The organism is Antarcticibacterium arcticum (genome assembly GCF_007993795.1).
Classification (GTDB): Bacteria; Bacteroidota; Bacteroidia; order Flavobacteriales; family Flavobacteriaceae; genus Gillisia; species Gillisia arctica.
The window spans coordinates 123,567-139,438 of the sequence record NZ_CP042476.1 but is presented as its reverse complement, the minus strand read 5'-3'; the positions used below and the strand labels follow the sequence as shown (position 1 = coordinate 139,438).

At 39.0% G+C, this 15,872-nt stretch carries 15 protein-coding genes and 1 pseudogene; 11 read left to right on the top strand and 5 right to left on the bottom strand.

What is annotated here, in order from left to right:
- Window positions 1–29: 29 nt before the first annotated feature.
- The 3 genes from FK178_RS00595 to FK178_RS00585 form a co-directional block, all read right to left on the bottom strand.
- A complete protein-coding gene (locus FK178_RS00595) occupies window positions 30–725 on the bottom strand; it encodes a PorT family protein (protein ID WP_146830006.1) in 696 nt (231 codons plus the stop codon).
- A gap of 283 nt (window positions 726–1,008) precedes the next feature.
- The gene (locus FK178_RS00590; protein WP_240793862.1) at window positions 1,009–2,259 is read right to left on the bottom strand and encodes a S8 family peptidase; all 1,251 of its coding nucleotides are present in this window, start codon (window positions 2,257–2,259) and stop codon (window positions 1,009–1,011) included.
- Window positions 2,260–2,804: 545 nt separating this feature from the next.
- A complete protein-coding gene (locus FK178_RS00585; protein ID WP_146830004.1) occupies window positions 2,805–3,119 on the bottom strand; it encodes a rhodanese-like domain-containing protein in 315 nt (104 codons plus the stop codon).
- 186 nt (window positions 3,120–3,305) lie between these two features.
- On the opposite strand from FK178_RS00585, the gene FK178_RS00580 reads away from it, so the two are divergent.
- The 11 genes from FK178_RS00580 to FK178_RS00535 all read left to right on the top strand — a co-directional run bounded on the left by FK178_RS00580 (window position 3,306) and on the right by FK178_RS00535 (window position 11,639).
- On the top strand, window positions 3,306–3,758 hold the full coding sequence (locus FK178_RS00580) for a MarR family winged helix-turn-helix transcriptional regulator (protein ID WP_146830002.1): 453 nt from the start codon (window positions 3,306–3,308) through the stop codon (window positions 3,756–3,758).
- 64 nt (window positions 3,759–3,822) lie between these two features.
- Window positions 3,823–4,395, top strand: a complete 573-nt coding sequence (locus FK178_RS00575; protein WP_146830000.1) for a YceI family protein — start codon at window positions 3,823–3,825, stop codon at window positions 4,393–4,395.
- 244 nt (window positions 4,396–4,639) lie between these two features.
- A complete protein-coding gene (locus FK178_RS00570) occupies window positions 4,640–6,034 on the top strand; it encodes an anthranilate synthase component I family protein (RefSeq protein WP_146829998.1) in 1,395 nt (464 codons plus the stop codon).
- Window positions 6,035–6,077: 43 nt separating this feature from the next.
- Window positions 6,078–6,746: an anthranilate synthase component II gene (locus FK178_RS00565; RefSeq protein ID WP_146829996.1), complete on the top strand. Its 669-nt coding sequence runs from the start codon at window positions 6,078–6,080 to the stop codon at window positions 6,744–6,746.
- A 13-nt stretch (window positions 6,747–6,759) separates the two neighbouring features.
- The gene (trpD, locus tag FK178_RS00560; protein ID WP_146829994.1) at window positions 6,760–7,752 is read left to right on the top strand and encodes an anthranilate phosphoribosyltransferase; all 993 of its coding nucleotides are present in this window, start codon (window positions 6,760–6,762) and stop codon (window positions 7,750–7,752) included.
- A gap of 31 nt (window positions 7,753–7,783) precedes the next feature.
- Window positions 7,784–8,569: an indole-3-glycerol phosphate synthase TrpC gene (gene trpC / locus FK178_RS00555; protein ID WP_146829992.1), complete on the top strand. Its 786-nt coding sequence runs from the start codon at window positions 7,784–7,786 to the stop codon at window positions 8,567–8,569.
- 67 nt (window positions 8,570–8,636) lie between these two features.
- The gene (locus FK178_RS00550) at window positions 8,637–9,284 is read left to right on the top strand and encodes a phosphoribosylanthranilate isomerase (protein ID WP_146829990.1); all 648 of its coding nucleotides are present in this window, start codon (window positions 8,637–8,639) and stop codon (window positions 9,282–9,284) included.
- A gap of 33 nt (window positions 9,285–9,317) precedes the next feature.
- The gene (gene trpB, locus FK178_RS00545) at window positions 9,318–10,499 is read left to right on the top strand and encodes a tryptophan synthase subunit beta (RefSeq protein ID WP_146829988.1); all 1,182 of its coding nucleotides are present in this window, start codon (window positions 9,318–9,320) and stop codon (window positions 10,497–10,499) included.
- A 27-nt stretch (window positions 10,500–10,526) separates the two neighbouring features.
- A complete protein-coding gene (trpA, locus tag FK178_RS00540) occupies window positions 10,527–11,309 on the top strand; it encodes a tryptophan synthase subunit alpha (RefSeq protein WP_146829986.1) in 783 nt (260 codons plus the stop codon).
- Between the two features lie 52 nt (window positions 11,310–11,361).
- Window positions 11,362–11,502 carry a hypothetical protein gene (locus FK178_RS15395; RefSeq protein ID WP_168194532.1) on the top strand — a complete coding sequence of 47 codons (141 nt, stop codon included), beginning with the start codon at window positions 11,362–11,364 and terminating at the stop codon, window positions 11,500–11,502.
- 2 nt (window positions 11,503–11,504) lie between these two features.
- Entirely contained in the window at window positions 11,505–11,639 is a 135-nt protein-coding gene (locus tag FK178_RS00535; RefSeq protein WP_146829984.1) for a 30S ribosomal protein THX, read from the top strand.
- A gap of 6 nt (window positions 11,640–11,645) precedes the next feature.
- Here the strand turns inward: FK178_RS00535 and FK178_RS00530 are convergent, their stop codons facing one another.
- Both FK178_RS00530 and FK178_RS00525 read right to left on the bottom strand, forming a co-directional pair.
- On the bottom strand, window positions 11,646–12,317 hold the full coding sequence (locus tag FK178_RS00530) for a uracil-DNA glycosylase family protein (RefSeq protein ID WP_146837333.1): 672 nt from the start codon (window positions 12,315–12,317) through the stop codon (window positions 11,646–11,648).
- A 6-nt stretch (window positions 12,318–12,323) separates the two neighbouring features.
- A pseudogene (locus tag FK178_RS00525) lies at window positions 12,324–15,772 on the bottom strand (pyruvate carboxylase).
- Window positions 15,773–15,872 lie beyond the last annotated feature (100 nt).

The following is a 15,872-nucleotide window of genomic DNA, read 5'->3' as shown; positions in this document are numbered from 1 at the left end:
CGCTCTTTTATTATATATAAATCCTTTTTTTAAAAGTAACAGCTACCGCCTTTTCTTCTTCTCTTTCCTGCGTTCTCGGTATCAAATAATTTGATAGTAAGACTTACTATTACCTGGTGAAGACGGGCATCATCAAAAGTGGCCCGGTTGATCCCATAGGTGCTGTTCACAATATCAATAGTTTGCGCTTCTTCAGTCGCCAGAGAACGGTCATACCTCACGTCCAGGCCAAAGCTGCCAAATTCAACCTTGGCACCAACCTGGGCCGACAAAGGGAAATTTTGAACAACAATTAATGGTGGGTTGTCCAAAGGTTCAGTACCCTCCATTCTGGCATCGATTACTTTTTTATAGGCTGGGCCGGCATAAATATCTAACGGTCCCCACACGTTAAAACCTACCAAAAAGGGAACACTTAATTCATCAACATTATATATCGCAGGACGGTTGGGGAAATCAAAACGGGATTCCAATTTTGAATAAACCACTTCAGGCCGTATAAAAAATCTTCCAAAACTTAGCTGAGTCCAAACTCCACCATGAAATCCAATTTCACCTTCAGCATTAAAAGTATCTCCCGTGTATATACTGGAAGACTGAATACCCGTGATCTGGCCGCCAAATGTTTTATTTAATCCTCCTTTTACACCAAATTTAAATTCTTGCGCCTGTACAGCGGTTAAGCTAAAAAAGGCAATTAAGATAATTCCAACAAGTTTATTCATAAAGTGGGGTTGTTTCAATTCCTAAGATTGGGGGTAAATATATTATATTAAAAAATAAATTTAACCTGTTTTACTATGCAATTAACGTCTTGAAAGGAAAAAAATTATAAATAGCCTGAGAAATTCCATTTAATAAAAAAAGGTTGTTTTAAATAGACCCTATGAAAATTTCAAATCTCATATTTTAATAGAGATTTTTGAGACTTTATTAAGCTTTGCAAAGGCTTTAATAAAGAAATTTCAGGGTATTTAAAACAACCTTTTAGGTGGTAATACTTATAATCTAGTGAACAATAATTGGGTCAGGATTTCCATCAGGATCGTTTTTCACATTTCCGTCTGTTCTTGCTGAACCTAATAATAAAACACCGGCAGCATGAGGAGCGGCCATGGAGGTTCCACTTATAGTATTGTAACCACCACCTTTCCAGGTAGATTTAACAGATACACCCGGAGCAGCATAATCTACAGGAGGATTTCCATAGTTAGAGAAACTTGCCCAAGTATCACTTGAATTCATAGCCGAAATGGTCACAATGTTTGCTCCATTCACTCTGGCTGGAGAACTGTTATTTGCATCAGCACCATCATTTCCGGCTGCAAGGGCAAATTTAATTCCTTTGTTGGATGCAGCAAGAACCGCATCATCAAGGGCCTGAGATACAGGACCTCCTAAACTCATATTAGCAACATCTCCACTTTTTCCATTCGCACCTACGTGATCAACACCTGCTATTACACCGGAATAGGATCCACTTCCGCGACTATCTAAAACTTTTACAGGAATAACAGTAGCTCCTGGAGCAACTCCTATAACTCCAATAGTATTGTTTATCGCAGCGATTGTTCCTGCTACATGAGATCCATGTCCATTTCCATCATCTAATGAACCTCCATCTTTACCAGATGTAAAGGCATTAAAACCTCGGGAAGCGTCCACATTAAGATCCGGGTGATCTAAATCAATACCGGTGTCCACAACCCAGGCTACAGATGTACCTGTATAACCAGAAACTCCGTTTACTCTTGTAATACCATATGGAGTCTCCTGCGTACTGCCGCCGTCACCTCCACCGCCATCACCATCACAAGGTCCTCCATTAGGAGTACCACAAGGTGGAGCAAAAACTACTAGCCTGTCCTGCTCAATGTATTTCACTTCTTTTTTACCTTTTAGTTGTTCTACCTGAGCTTTTGATAATTTCAATGTTGCACCGTTTAAAGTCCTACTGTAAACATTTACAATTTCGGCATCTGAGATGGAGGCATCGGCAAGGATCCTTTTAGTTTGTTGTGCCATAGCTTCCTGAGCTTTGGCATAATTATCAGGATACTTGGCTCCCACATCTTCTATTGCACCTTCCCGGTAAACAACGATGTACTGACCCTCAATAGCCTGGGAATCAAAATTGGAATCAAGCTCTGTAAATGAAGCTTCTTCCTGAGAAGTTTTTTCATCCTGCGTACAGGAGAAGAGAAATGCAGAGGCTACTAATGCAGCAGCACCTACTTTTAAGTTTAATTTTAACATCATAAAATAAGTTTTAGTTAAATTGTTAATGGTTTCTCAAATCTAAACTTAATTATTAGAAATTAAAATTTGCATTTGAATCGTTCATCTATATAAGTGGAATTTTGAGTGGGAAATATCCTTCAATAGGACAGATGCTCTGCCTTACAAAAGAGATGTTAAAGTTTTGTTTAAATTTAAAATTTAACATTTCCGCCTATAAATCCGAATAAAAATCACACAGTTTCAATTCTTATTCTGCCGTTCATCACAAGTGGAAAAGGATAAATTTTTATTGTTGATTTAAAGACTATTAACCGCAAAGAAAATAATCGCATACAAAATAAATATCGAGACGGAAAAAAATTTAGAGGAATTCACAATCTAGACGGGTTAGGTTTGGGAAGAAGGGACCTATTCATTGCCTTTAAACCCGGATCATAAATTTGAACTTATTAAAAATAAATTATCCTCCTATTAGCGGCCCTATGAAAAAATGAGCTTAAAGGAGGATATTTGTATTAATTGAAGATATAACCTTATCCCTGAGGAAAAGGAAAAATAACATCCTATTGATGAGCTATTTCACCCTCCCATTCGGTTATTCCACCCATCAGGTTATATGCATTTTCAATACCTTGTTGATTCATCAAAGCACAGGCCTGGGAACTGCGTGCCCCTGAACGGCAGTAAACATAATAATTCTTATTCTTATCTAGTTTTTCCACTTCATTTAGAAAATCCTGACCTTTATAAATATCCAAATTTTTAGCTTCGGGAATGAAACCTTCAATAAATTCTTCTTCTGTTCTAACATCGAGGATAAAAGCATTTTCATCCTTTTCCAATGCGTCCTTCCATTGTTCCTGGGTCAAATTTTTCATAATATTTTTGTTTGTATTTTTAGTTCTGTAAATATAAAGGTTTCTAAATAAAACTTAATTAGGCTTAACTTTATCAGTAATGAATTTAACAAGCTGGAATGATTAGGTAATTTAAATTTTAACAATTTTTTAAATCAAATTATAAAATGTTATATTACATTTGTACATACAAAAGTTGTATTAACAATGAAAGTTGAAGAGATATTAAAAACCAAAAACCCTTTGCCTGTTGAAAAGAAACTGGCAATAAATCTTGTACTTTCAACTAACCGTGCAACTTCTTTAATGGCAGAATCTTTAAAACCTTTTGACATTTCCATTCCGCAATTTAACGTTTTAAGGATCCTAAGGGGGCAACAAGGGAAACCGGCCAATCTTAGCACTATTCAGGATAGAATGGTAAATCAAATGAGTAATACTTCGAGACTTATAGATAAGTTGCTTGAAAAAGAGTTGGTCGAACGTACCATATGTGAAGAGAATCGCAGGAAAATTGAAGTCTTTATCACAGCTACAGGGATGGAACTTTTAAAAAAAATTGATCCTGTTATTGCAGATAGCGAACACAGAATTTCTCAAAATCTTACTAAAATGGAAATTGAAAAACTTAATCACCTTCTTGAAAAGCTAAGAGCATAAAAAAAATTTATGACTACTCTTGTATAAACAATTAATGTAAAAACAACAATTTAAAACAAACACTATGACAACAAAATTTTTGAAAGGAACAACTGCATTAGCCATTATTTTAACCACTTTCGCCTTCACTAACCCAATTAAAAAATCCATTGATGTAAATACCAGTAAGGTTACCTGGGTTGGAGAAAAAGTAACCGGGTCACACAATGGGACTATCACTTTAAAGGAAGGACATTTCAATATTGAAGATGGGGTTCCCGTAGGTGGAGAATTTGTAATGAATATGACTTCAATTGAGGTCACTGACCTAAGTGGAGAAAATAAAGGGAAACTTGAAGGGCACCTAAAATCTGATGATTTTTTTGGTGTAACCACCTATCCCACTTCTAAATTGGTGATTACCAAGATCTCTAAAAAGAGTAATGGTGTATATGGAGTTGTGGGTAAGCTTACTATTAAAAATGAAACCCATCCCATCACTTTTGACCTAAACTGGAAAGAGAATTCTGCCTCCACTAATTTAACTATTGACAGGTCAAAATATAATGTGCGTTACGGGTCCGGTAGTTTCTTTGATAATCTTGGAGATAATACCATCTATGACAATTTTGACCTTGCGGTTAATTTAAAATTTTAATACCCTATTATAAAGGTAATTCAGAGGGATTGAACTTCCCCCTTATTATTTTTTTTGAGTTATTATCATAATTTATTTGTCAGGTCAAAATCCTGACCTATATTTGACCAATGCAAAATTTAATTTTACATAGCTGGTGGTGGAATAATTTACGTCAAAACGTCGTGAAGTAACACTGCTATAGTATGATCATATATACAAAGGCTTGTCTCACGACAAGCCTTTTTTAATTTAAAAAAATACCATGTATAAATTAACTACCACTTATAAAAAACTGCTGGCAGATACTTTTACCCCCGTAAGTGTATACCTAAAAGTTAGGGATAAATATCCCAACAGCCTCCTATTGGAAAGCAGCGATTACCATGCCAGCGATAACAGCTTCTCTTATATATGTTGTAATCCCATAGCGTCAATTAAAGTGGATGGTGGTATTATTACCGAATCCTTCCCAGATGGAACCAGTAAGAGAACAGAAATCACACCCGGAATAAATATTCCTGAAGTAATCAATGAATTTTCTTTAAAGTTCGAGACCAGTAACTCCGGGTTTAAGTTTATAAACAATGGCCTTTTTGGTTATATCGCGTATGATGGGGTAAAATATTTTGAAAAGGTTTCTATCACTAAAAAGGAAGGAGACCTGCAGCTACCCGATATCTATTATGCAGTTTATCAAAACATTATTGCAATTAACCATTTCAATAACGAGGCTTATATTTTTGACCATAATCATAACTCAAATAGTCAACTTGAAGAAATTGAACAGTTTTTAAAAGTAAAAACATTTGCAACATATAATTTTAGAAGACAAGAGGAACCGGTATCCAATTTAACAGATGCTGAATTTAGGGAAAATGTTTCCCTGAGTAAAAAGCATTGCCAGCGGGGCGACGTATTTCAACTGGTGCTTTCTAGAAGATTCTCTCAAAGTTTTAAGGGAGATGAATTCAATGTATACAGGGCTTTGCGCAATGTAAACCCCTCCCCTTACCTGTTTTATTTTGATTATGGGAATTTCAAAATATTTGGAAGTTCCCCGGAAGCCCAGTTGGTGGTAAAAGGAGATCTGGCCGAGATACATCCAATTGCGGGGACTTTTAAAAGAACCGGAAATGATGAACAGGATGCTGAACTTGCCAAACAACTTGCCGCAGATAAAAAAGAAAATGCAGAACATGTGATGTTGGTTGATCTGGCAAGGAATGATCTAAGCCGTCATAGCAGCGGCGTCAAGGTTGAAAAATACCGGGAAATCCAGTTCTTTTCACACGTTATACACCTGGTGAGCAAAGTTACCGGAATTAAAAATAATAAAACCTCTACTATGCAGGTGGTGGCTGATACTTTTCCCGCAGGAACCCTAAGTGGTGCACCCAAGCATAGTGCAATGACCCTTATTGAAAAATATGAGAACGTAAACAGGAGCGCTTATGGCGGAGCGATTGGTTTTATGGATTTTGAAGGAAACTTTAATCATGCAATTATTATACGCTCATTTGTAAGCAAAAACCACCAATTGCATTATCAGGCCGGTGCGGGAATCGTTTCAGGATCTAATGAAGAAAATGAATTACAGGAAGTATATAATAAACTGGGAGCTCTTACCAAAGCGATGGAACTTGCTGAAGAAATTTGATGCATCCCCATCTTTGCTAAGTGTGAAATATTGAAATAAAAAAATGAAAAATTCAGAAAAAAGTATTGCTCGTCTCGGGAAACCGGTTTCGGTTTTGGTAATTGACAATTATGATTCCTTTGTTTACAATTTGGTGCATTACCTGGAGGAGCTGAATTGTGAGGTTTCCGTGAGGCGCAATAATGAGATCTCCCTTGAAGATGTTGCTCATTATGATAAGATACTCTTATCCCCGGGACCCGGCATCCCCGAAGAAGCAGGACTACTAAAGGCAATTGTAAAGGAATATGCTGCAAACAAAAGCATTTTAGGAGTATGCCTTGGCCAGCAGGCTATTGGAGAAGTTTTTGGCGGAAACTTGATCAACCTTGAAACCGTTTATCACGGGGTCGCAACGAAAGTAACAAAAAACGTAAATGATGAATCGCTTTTCAACGGCATTGAAAATGAGTTCGAAGTAGGCCGATATCACTCCTGGGTGGTAGATAAAAATCTCCCCGCCTGCCTGGAGGCTACTTCTTATGATGAAAATGGCCAGGTAATGTCCCTGCGTCACCGGGAATATGATGTGAGAGGAGTTCAATTTCACCCTGAATCTGTTTTAACTCCAAATGGAAAATTAATGATAAAGAATTGGGTGTTTTCTGGTGTAAATTCTGAAAAACCTCAGCCTGAAAAAGAATTATTTCCCGATACAAAATCTGAACTTTAAGGAACATACCATCATGAAAACTTTGCTTAACCGACTTATAAATCACGAAACCATTTCAAAAACTGAAGCCAGGGAAGCTTTAATAAATATTTCAAACGGCGAATATAATCAAAGCCAGATCGCTGCTTTTTTAACGGTATATATGATGCGAAGCATCACGATTGACGAATTGGAAGGATTCCGGGATGCACTTCTGGAACTTTGTTTGGCCGTAGATTTGAGTGCATATGATCCAATTGACCTTTGTGGCACCGGTGGGGATGGCAAGGACACATTTAATATTTCAACCCTTGCTTCCTTTATTACCGCGGGTGCGGACATTAAAGTGGCAAAACATGGGAATTACGGTGTTTCCTCGGTAAGTGGCAGTTCCAATGTGATGGAACATTTAGGGATAAAATTTAGTGCAGATCCCGGTTTTTTAGAGAAATGTATAGATGAAGCAGGAATTTGTGTGCTCCATGCCCCGCTCTTTCATCCGGCTATGAAAAATGTGGCCCCCATAAGAAAATCACTGGCAGTAAAAACTTTTTTCAATATGTTGGGGCCTATGGTAAATCCGGCATTTCCGCCTCATCAACTGGTGGGGGTTTTTAGCCTGGAGCTGGCAAGAATGTATGGATATCTATACCAGAATACCAATAAGAATTTCACAATATTACACGCACTTGATGGATATGATGAAATATCCCTTACCGGCCCAACCAAAACTATTTCCAATTCTTCGGAAGGAATGCTGGAAGCAATAGATTTTGGAGTTGAAACCCTAAAAGCTTCTGAAATTGCCGGCGGAGGATCTATAGATTCTTCTGCTGAAATATTTCTCAACATTTTGAACGGTAAAAGCACCGATGCACAGCAAAATGTAGTGTGCGCAAATGCCGGTATGGCAATCGCCACGGCTCAAAAACTTACCCCCCGCGAAGGATTTGAAAAAGCACAGGAATCCCTTCACTCCGGAAGGGCATTAAAGGCATTTAAAAAACTGCAGGAACTAAGTAAATAACAATGCAGAAAAAATATTTAAAAAAGTAAAAATGAACATTCTGAACAGGATCATTGCAGATAAATACAAGGAGGTTGAGTTGAAAAAACAAATAATATCCTCTAAAGCCCTTTCGGGATATCCGCTTTTTGAAAGAAAGACAACCTCTCTCGTAAAGGCTTTACAGAACAGCAGCTCGGGGATTATTGCCGAGCATAAGAGGCGCTCTCCTTCCAAAGCTGTAATAAACCAGGACCTCAATGTGGGGGAAGTTGCATTTGGTTATGAGCAGGCAGGCGTTTGCGGAATGTCTGTTTTAACTGACGGAAAATATTTTGGCGGCTCACTGGAGGACCTAATACTAGCCCGGGCCACTGTACATATGCCCCTGTTGCGCAAAGAATTTATTGTAGATGAATACCAGCTCCTGGAAGCTAAAGCACATGGTGCAGATGTTATTTTGCTTATAGCCGCAGTTCTTACCCGGGATGAAATAAAAAATTTATCTCAATTTGCCCAAAGTCTGGACCTGGAAGTTCTATTGGAGGTTCATAACCAGGAAGAATTGGAAAAATCAATAATGCCCAGCCTGGATATGATGGGAGTGAATAACCGGAATTTAAAAACCTTTGAAGTGAGTACGCAAATAAGTAAAGATCTTTCAGAAAAGATCCCTGCCGACTTCCTAAAGGTATCTGAAAGCGGAATTAGCAGCGTTGATGCTATAAAAGACCTTCAAAATTATGGATATCGCGGATTCCTTATTGGTGAAAATTTCATGAAAACAGAAGATCCCGGAAAAAGCGCGTCACAGTTCATCACAAAACTTAACAATTAAAATTGAGATGCGGGACCAAAATTTAAACATAAAACAACCTATCCCCATTCAGCTGAAAATCTGCGGAATGGGAACTCCCGGTAACATCCGGGAAATGGAGTCCCTGAAACCAGATTACCTTGGATTTATATTTTATGAAGCATCTCCGAGAAATTTTATCAATGAGATCCCGGAAGTTTCAGAAAAAATAAAAAAAACCGGAGTTTTTGTAGATGCTTCTGAAGATTTTATTGTGCAGAAAACCCTCCAACATAAACTTAATGCTATCCAATTACATGGAGACGAATCCCCTGAATATTGCAGAAACCTTAGGGTTACTTTTCAAAATAGAGAAAACGGTACCGGTTTAGAGATCTTCAAGGTATTTGCAGTAAATGAGGAATTCGATTTCTCCATTTTAAACCAATATGAAGGAATTGTAGATTTTTTTCTATTCGATACCAAAGGGGGAAATAAAGGTGGAAATGGCATTCCATTTAATTGGGAGCTTCTAAAAAATTATTCTTCTGTCACCCCATTTTTTCTAAGCGGCGGTATAGGATTGGAAGATGTTGTAGGTTTAAAGAAATTAAAGGAATTTTTTGAAAAAACAGGAAAATCCCGGGTTTTCTATGGGATAGATGTGAACAGCAAATTTGAAATTTCTCCGGGAGAAAAGGATAAGAATTTGCTCGAAGAATTCAGTAAAAAATTGACATATCAGGGCCTTAGATAAATTTCTGAGATCAAACTAATTAAAAATAAACCAATGAGTTATCAGGTAAACGAAAAAGGGTATTATGGTGATTTTGGAGGTGCTTTCATTCCCGAAATGTTATATCCAAATGTGGAAGAATTGCGGTCCCGCTATTTGGAAATAATGCAGGAAGAATCTTTCCAAAAGGAATTCAAATATTTGCTTAAAGAATATGTAGGCAGGCCAACTCCCCTATATTTTGCAGAGCGGTACAGTAAAAAATACAATACGAGGATCTATTTAAAACGTGAAGACCTTTGCCACACGGGAGCGCACAAGGTGAACAATACAGTAGGCCAGATCCTTATGGCAAAACGCCTTGGAAAGAAGCGCATTATTGCAGAGACGGGTGCAGGACAGCACGGCGTTGCAACCGCAACAGTGTGCGCACTCATGGGATTGGAATGTATTGTATATATGGGTGAGGTAGATATTGAACGCCAGGCTCCCAATGTTGCCAGAATGAAAATGCTGGGAGCAACTGTAGTTCCCGCAAAATCCGGCAGCCGAACATTAAAGGATGCCACAAATGAAGCTATCCGCGACTGGATCAACAATCCCGTAGATACGCATTATATCATAGGATCTGTAGTAGGTCCGCATCCGTATCCGGATATGGTAGCCCGGTTCCAGTCGGTTATTTCTGAAGAGATAAAAATTCAGCTTATGGAGAAGGAAGGCAGGGAGAATCCGGATTTTGTAGTGGCCTGCGTTGGAGGAGGCAGTAATGCGGCAGGGGCTTATTTCCATTACCTCGATAAACCTGAAGTGGGGATCATTGCAGTAGAAGCTGCGGGAAAAGGTATTTATACAGGAGAGAGTGCAGCTACCTCAGCTTTGGGAAAAGAAGGGATCATCCACGGCAGTAAAACACTATTGATGCAAACCGAAGACGGACAAATAACCGAACCATATTCCATCTCGGCAGGTTTGGATTATCCGGGTGTGGGGCCTATGCACGCTAACCTATTCAGGACGGGTCGTGGAGAATTTATTTCTATTACAGATGATGCCGCGATGAAAGCCGGAAGGGAATTAGCGGAACTGGAAGGCATCATTCCGGCCATTGAAACATCTCATGCACTGGCAATTTTTAAAGACCGAAAATTTAAAGAAGATGATATTGTGGTGGTCAACCTTTCTGGCCGGGGAGATAAAGATCTTAGTACCTACATAGAATATTTTAACCTCTAATACCCGGGTGTAATTAATTAAACTGATATGAACAGAATTCAAAAAATATTTCAAACAGAAAACAAGAGAAAATTACTTTCCATATATTTTACAGCGGGATTTCCAAATATAAATGACACGGTAAGTATCATTCAGGATCTTGAGAAAAGCGGGGTAGATTTCATTGAAATTGGCCTACCTTTTAGTGATCCGCTGGCTGATGGGCCAACTATTCAGGAAAGTTCTACCAAAGCTCTTAAAAACGGAATGACCACCGGGAAGCTTTTTGAACAGTTAAAAGACATTAGATCCTCTGTAAATATCCCACTGATCATCATGGGATATTTCAATCCCATTTTACAATTTGGGGTTGAAAAGTTTTGCGCAAAATGCAGGAAAATAGGTATCGATGGCTTGATCATACCAGATCTGCCGGTAGATGTTTATATAGATAATTATAAAGCAATATTTGAAGAATACGGCCTTATTAATATATTCCTTATTACTCCCCAAACTTCCGAGGATCGCATCCGCCTGATTGATTCTGTTTCCAATGGATTTATTTATATGGTAAGCAGTGCCAGTGTAACCGGATCTACCAAAGGTTTTGGAGATGAAACCCGGAAATATTTTAAAAGAATTGCTGCCATGAATCTTGAAAATCCACAGGTAATTGGCTTCGGCATTAGTGACCAGGAAACTTTTTCCCAGGCCACAGAATATGCCAGAGGTGCCATCATAGGGAGTGCTTTTGTAAAACACCTTGACCAAAACGGAACCGGAAAAACCCCGGATTTCATTTCCTCTGTTCGCCCTTTAACAGGGTTTTAATAGAATTTTACGTCCTGTTCTTTATCTTTAATAAACTTTAAAATCTAAAATTATGGGACGTATGGAAGACAGCAGGATTAAAAGGAAAGATACCGAAGGAAATCCGCTGAAAAATATAGGAACTAAAAAACAGGATACTAACAAGGTTGATATTGATGAGAAGACCATCAAAAAACAACAAAATAAGCAATAGTCGTGGGAAAAGGTGATAAAAAAACAAAACGCGGAAAAATAGCCCTGGGCTCCAGCGGTCGCTTAAGACCACGCAGAAAAAAGTTTAAGATCAAGCCTACCACACTGGCAGACCAGGATAAAACCGAATTAAAATAAGCGGTTTTAAAAGTAACCTTTATACTGTAAGATCCTGAAATCAATTGTATTGAATTCAGGATCTTTTATTTTCATCTTTTTATAATGATCAAGACTTCCAATAGCCCGGTTTGCAGATCCTGAAGGGGCAATAAGCGAGACGGTATTTATAAGCCTTCCGTCCAGGACGAACTGGTGAATTCTTGGAATTTCATTGGAGATCACCTTTAAATTAAAATTCTCACCGCTTTCTTTAAGATGCCTGCGAAAAAAGTATTCGGGGCCATTCTTGCTATTTCCTCCTGTGAACAAAAGAGTTTCTATTTTTGGATGGGTTCTTAGGATCTCCAGCATATTGCGCATTTCAACCTGCTGCATTCCAAGATCGGAGGCATCGATCTTTGCGCGGCGGCTACTTTCAACCATATCGCAAATCCCAATGCCGCGTTTAATTAAAAATTGTTCCCGTTGCTCAATTGCCCGGGCAGTGTTTTCAAATGTAAGGTTAAGATCAAATAATTTATCCAGGATCACCCACAACATCCCATCCCTGCTTCCATAACAAAAATCTACATCACCTTCTTTGAGGTCACCAGTAGTGAAGCGGGGCGGTGGCAAAGTACCCACTATCAATTTTGTGGCATTCTCCGGTATGAAAGGCCCATAAGGATGGATATGATGAAATAGCTCTGACTGCATCATTTATTATTTTATTACAAGTACAAGATCATCGGCAAATACCATAATTCCTTCTGCCAGCACTACTTTATCTATTTCACCAGCCTTATTTGCAGTTATAGTGGTTTCCATTTTCATTGCTTCGATTATAAACAAAGGTTCATTTTTCTTCACTTTTTGTCCTGTTTTCACCAGGATCTTTGAAAGAGAGCCCTGTAATGGAGCGCCTACCTCATTCTCATTTTGCTTGTCAATTTTAGCATGGGCAACCTTTTCTACTTTAATGCTTTTATCCTGTACTTTAACGGCACGGGTTTGGCCATTCACTTTGAAATATACTTCCACCTGCCCCTCCTCATCTGCTTCTCCAATGGAAAGTAATTCTATAAGCAGGGTTTTCCCTTTATCCATTTCAACATTGATCTCTTCCCCGGGTTTCATTCCGTAGAAGAAATTTTGAGTAGGAATAGTAATAACATTCCCAAATTCCTTGTGATGGTTGTAGGCATCTGTAAAAACCTTTGGATAGAGTTTATAAGAAAGGAAATCTGTCATGTTTAATTCCCTGGCCATTCCATCCCGAAACATTTCCCTGAACTCCTTAAATTCCTTTTCAAAATCTATAGGCTCGAGATGGGCATTGGGCCTTTCGGCATATGGTTTCTCATCCTTTAATACTATTTTTTGAAGCTCCTCCGGAAAGCCTCCTACGGGCTGACCAAGATCCCCTTTAAAGAAACTTTTAACCGATTCAGGAAAGGAAATGCTATCCCCCTTTTCAAGTACATCTTCGATGCTCATATTATTACTAACTAAATATTGGGCCATGTCTCCTACAACCTTGGAACTTGGAGTTACCTTGATAATATCACCAAACAGGTCATTCACCCGCTCATACATTTCGGTGATCTCATAAAAACGGTCTGCTAACCCAAGAGATGCCGCCTGAGGTTTTAAATTTGAATATTGCCCACCGGGAATTTCGTGTTTATATACATCGGCAGAGCCGGCTTTCAATCCGCTTTCAAATGGATAATAATAACTGCGCACTGCCTCCCAGTAATGAGAATATTCATTGAGCTTATCCATATTAAAGTCGGGTGCCAGGTCTTCAGACTTCAGCATTTCAACCATCGCGTTGAAATTGGGTTGCGAGGTTAATCCTGAAAGGCCACCAATGGCTACGTCTACCACATCTACCCCCGCCTCAATAGCTTTTAAATAGGTGGCGGCCTGTATTGAAGAGGTGTCATGGGTATGAAGGTGAATGGGTATATTGATCTTTGATTTAAGCGCGGAAACTAATTCCTGAGCGGCATAAGGTTTTAATAGCCCCGCCATATCTTTGATACCCAAAATATGAGCGCCGGCATCTTCCATTTGTCTGGCGAGCTGTACATAATATTCCAGTGTGTATTTGGTACGTTTGGGATCAAGAATATCTCCCGTGTAACACATAGAAGCTTCAGCAAGCCCCCCCGTATTATCCCTCACATATTTAATGCAGGGTTCAATGGATTTCATCCAGTTTAACGAATCAAATATCCTGAAAACATCAACCCCATTTTCCCAGGATTCGGTTACAAATTTTTCAATTAAATTATCGGGATACGCAGTGTACCCTACCCCATTTGAACCCCGCAACAGCATTTGCAATAGCACGTTGGGCATTGCCTTACGCAATAACCTTAACCGCTCCCAGGGATCCTCTTTCAGGAATCTAAGGCACACATCAAAGGTTGCACCTCCCCAAACCTCCATACTAAAGGTGTTGGGATGATTTTTTGCAAAACCTTCGGCCACCTTCATCATATCATAGGTGCGCATGCGGGTGGCAAGCAGGCTTTGGTGCGCATCGCGCAGGGTGGTATCTGTAAACTGCACTTTTCCCTGGTGCCTTATCCAGCGGGAAAATTTCTCGGGGCCGTATTCGGTAAGCAGGTCTTTTGTACCCTTCGGGTATTCCCCGTACTCATCAAATTTGGGGATTTTTGGCGTAATAAGCTTCACGGCGGGATCTATAAACTTAACATCAGGATTTCCATTTACAGTGATATCTCCCAGAAATTTCACCATTTTAGTAGCCCGGTTGCGGGGTTCTTTTATAATGAGGAGTTCCGGGTTATCTTTTATAAAATTCACAGTCACCCTGCCTTCTCTAAATGTTTTGTGATCCAGGATATTATCAAGGAAAGCAATATTTGTTTTCACCCCTCTTACGCGAAATTCTGCCAGGGCACGTCTCATTTTTCTACAGGCACCATCCAGGGTACGGCTGCTGGCAGATACTTTAACCAACATAGAATCAAAGAAAGGAGAGATCTTTACACCCTGGTAGACGCTACCTCCATCCAGCCTTATACCAAAACCGGAGGCACTGCGGTAAGTAGTTATTATACCGTAATCTGGCTTAAAATCATTGGTGGGATCTTCTGTGGTGATCCTGCATTGAAGGGCGAAACCGTTTGTTTCTACGCTTTCCTGACTTTCAATTTTGATTTGTTTATCGCTCAACCGGTAACCGCCGGCGATAAAGATCTGGGTTTTTACAAGATCTATATTGGTAATGATCTCTGTAACGGTGTGTTCTACCTGAATTCTGGGATTTACCTCGATAAAATAGATCTCATCTCCCTCTACTAAAAATTCAACCGTACCAATATTATTATATGCTACCGCTTTACAAATCTTTAAAGCATACTCATAAAGCTTTTGTTTTATTTCTTCTTTTAATCCTACGGATGGAGCAAACTCAATAACCTTTTGATATCTGCGCTGCACAGAACAATCCCTCTCGAAGAGATGCACCATATTCCCATGATTATCTGCCACTATCTGGATTTCAATATGCTTGGGATTTTCGACAAATTTTTCTATAAAAACCGTATCATCCCCAAAGGCATTGCCGGCTTCCCTTTTAGATTCAGGGTAAGCTGCTTTTAATTGCTCTTCATCTCTTATAACCCGCATCCCGCGGCCTCCCCACCGGAGGCTGCTTTAAGCATCAATGGATAACCTATTGCAGTTGCTTCCTCCATTGCTATTTCCAGGGTTTCAAGATCCCTTTCATTACTTTTTATAATAGGAACATCATTTTGAACGGCTACTTCTTTCGCCCGCACTTTATCTCCCAGAGATTGTAGAACGCTTACTTTAGGCCCAATAAAAATGATATCATTTTCTTCACATTGTTTAGCGAATTCTGCATTTTCTGAAAGGAATCCATAACCCGGGTGAATAGCGTCCACATCATTTTTTTTAGCAACCTGGATTATTGCCCGAATGTTCAAATATGGTTTCAGAGGATCGTTGTCTTCCCCTATCTGGTAGGATTCATCGGCTTTATATCGATGAAGGGAATACCGGTCTTCAAAAGTATAAATACCCACTGTTTTAAGGCCTAATTCTGTACATGCCCTAAATATTCTTATTGCAATTTCACCTCTGTTTGCTACTAAAACCTTTTTAATGTTCATTCCAGTATATTTAAATTTCCTTCTTGATTTTGAAAGTTATAAAATATATATTTCAATGAAGAAAGTGAAGCTCCTCCCCGGGTTAATAATTAGTTAAATA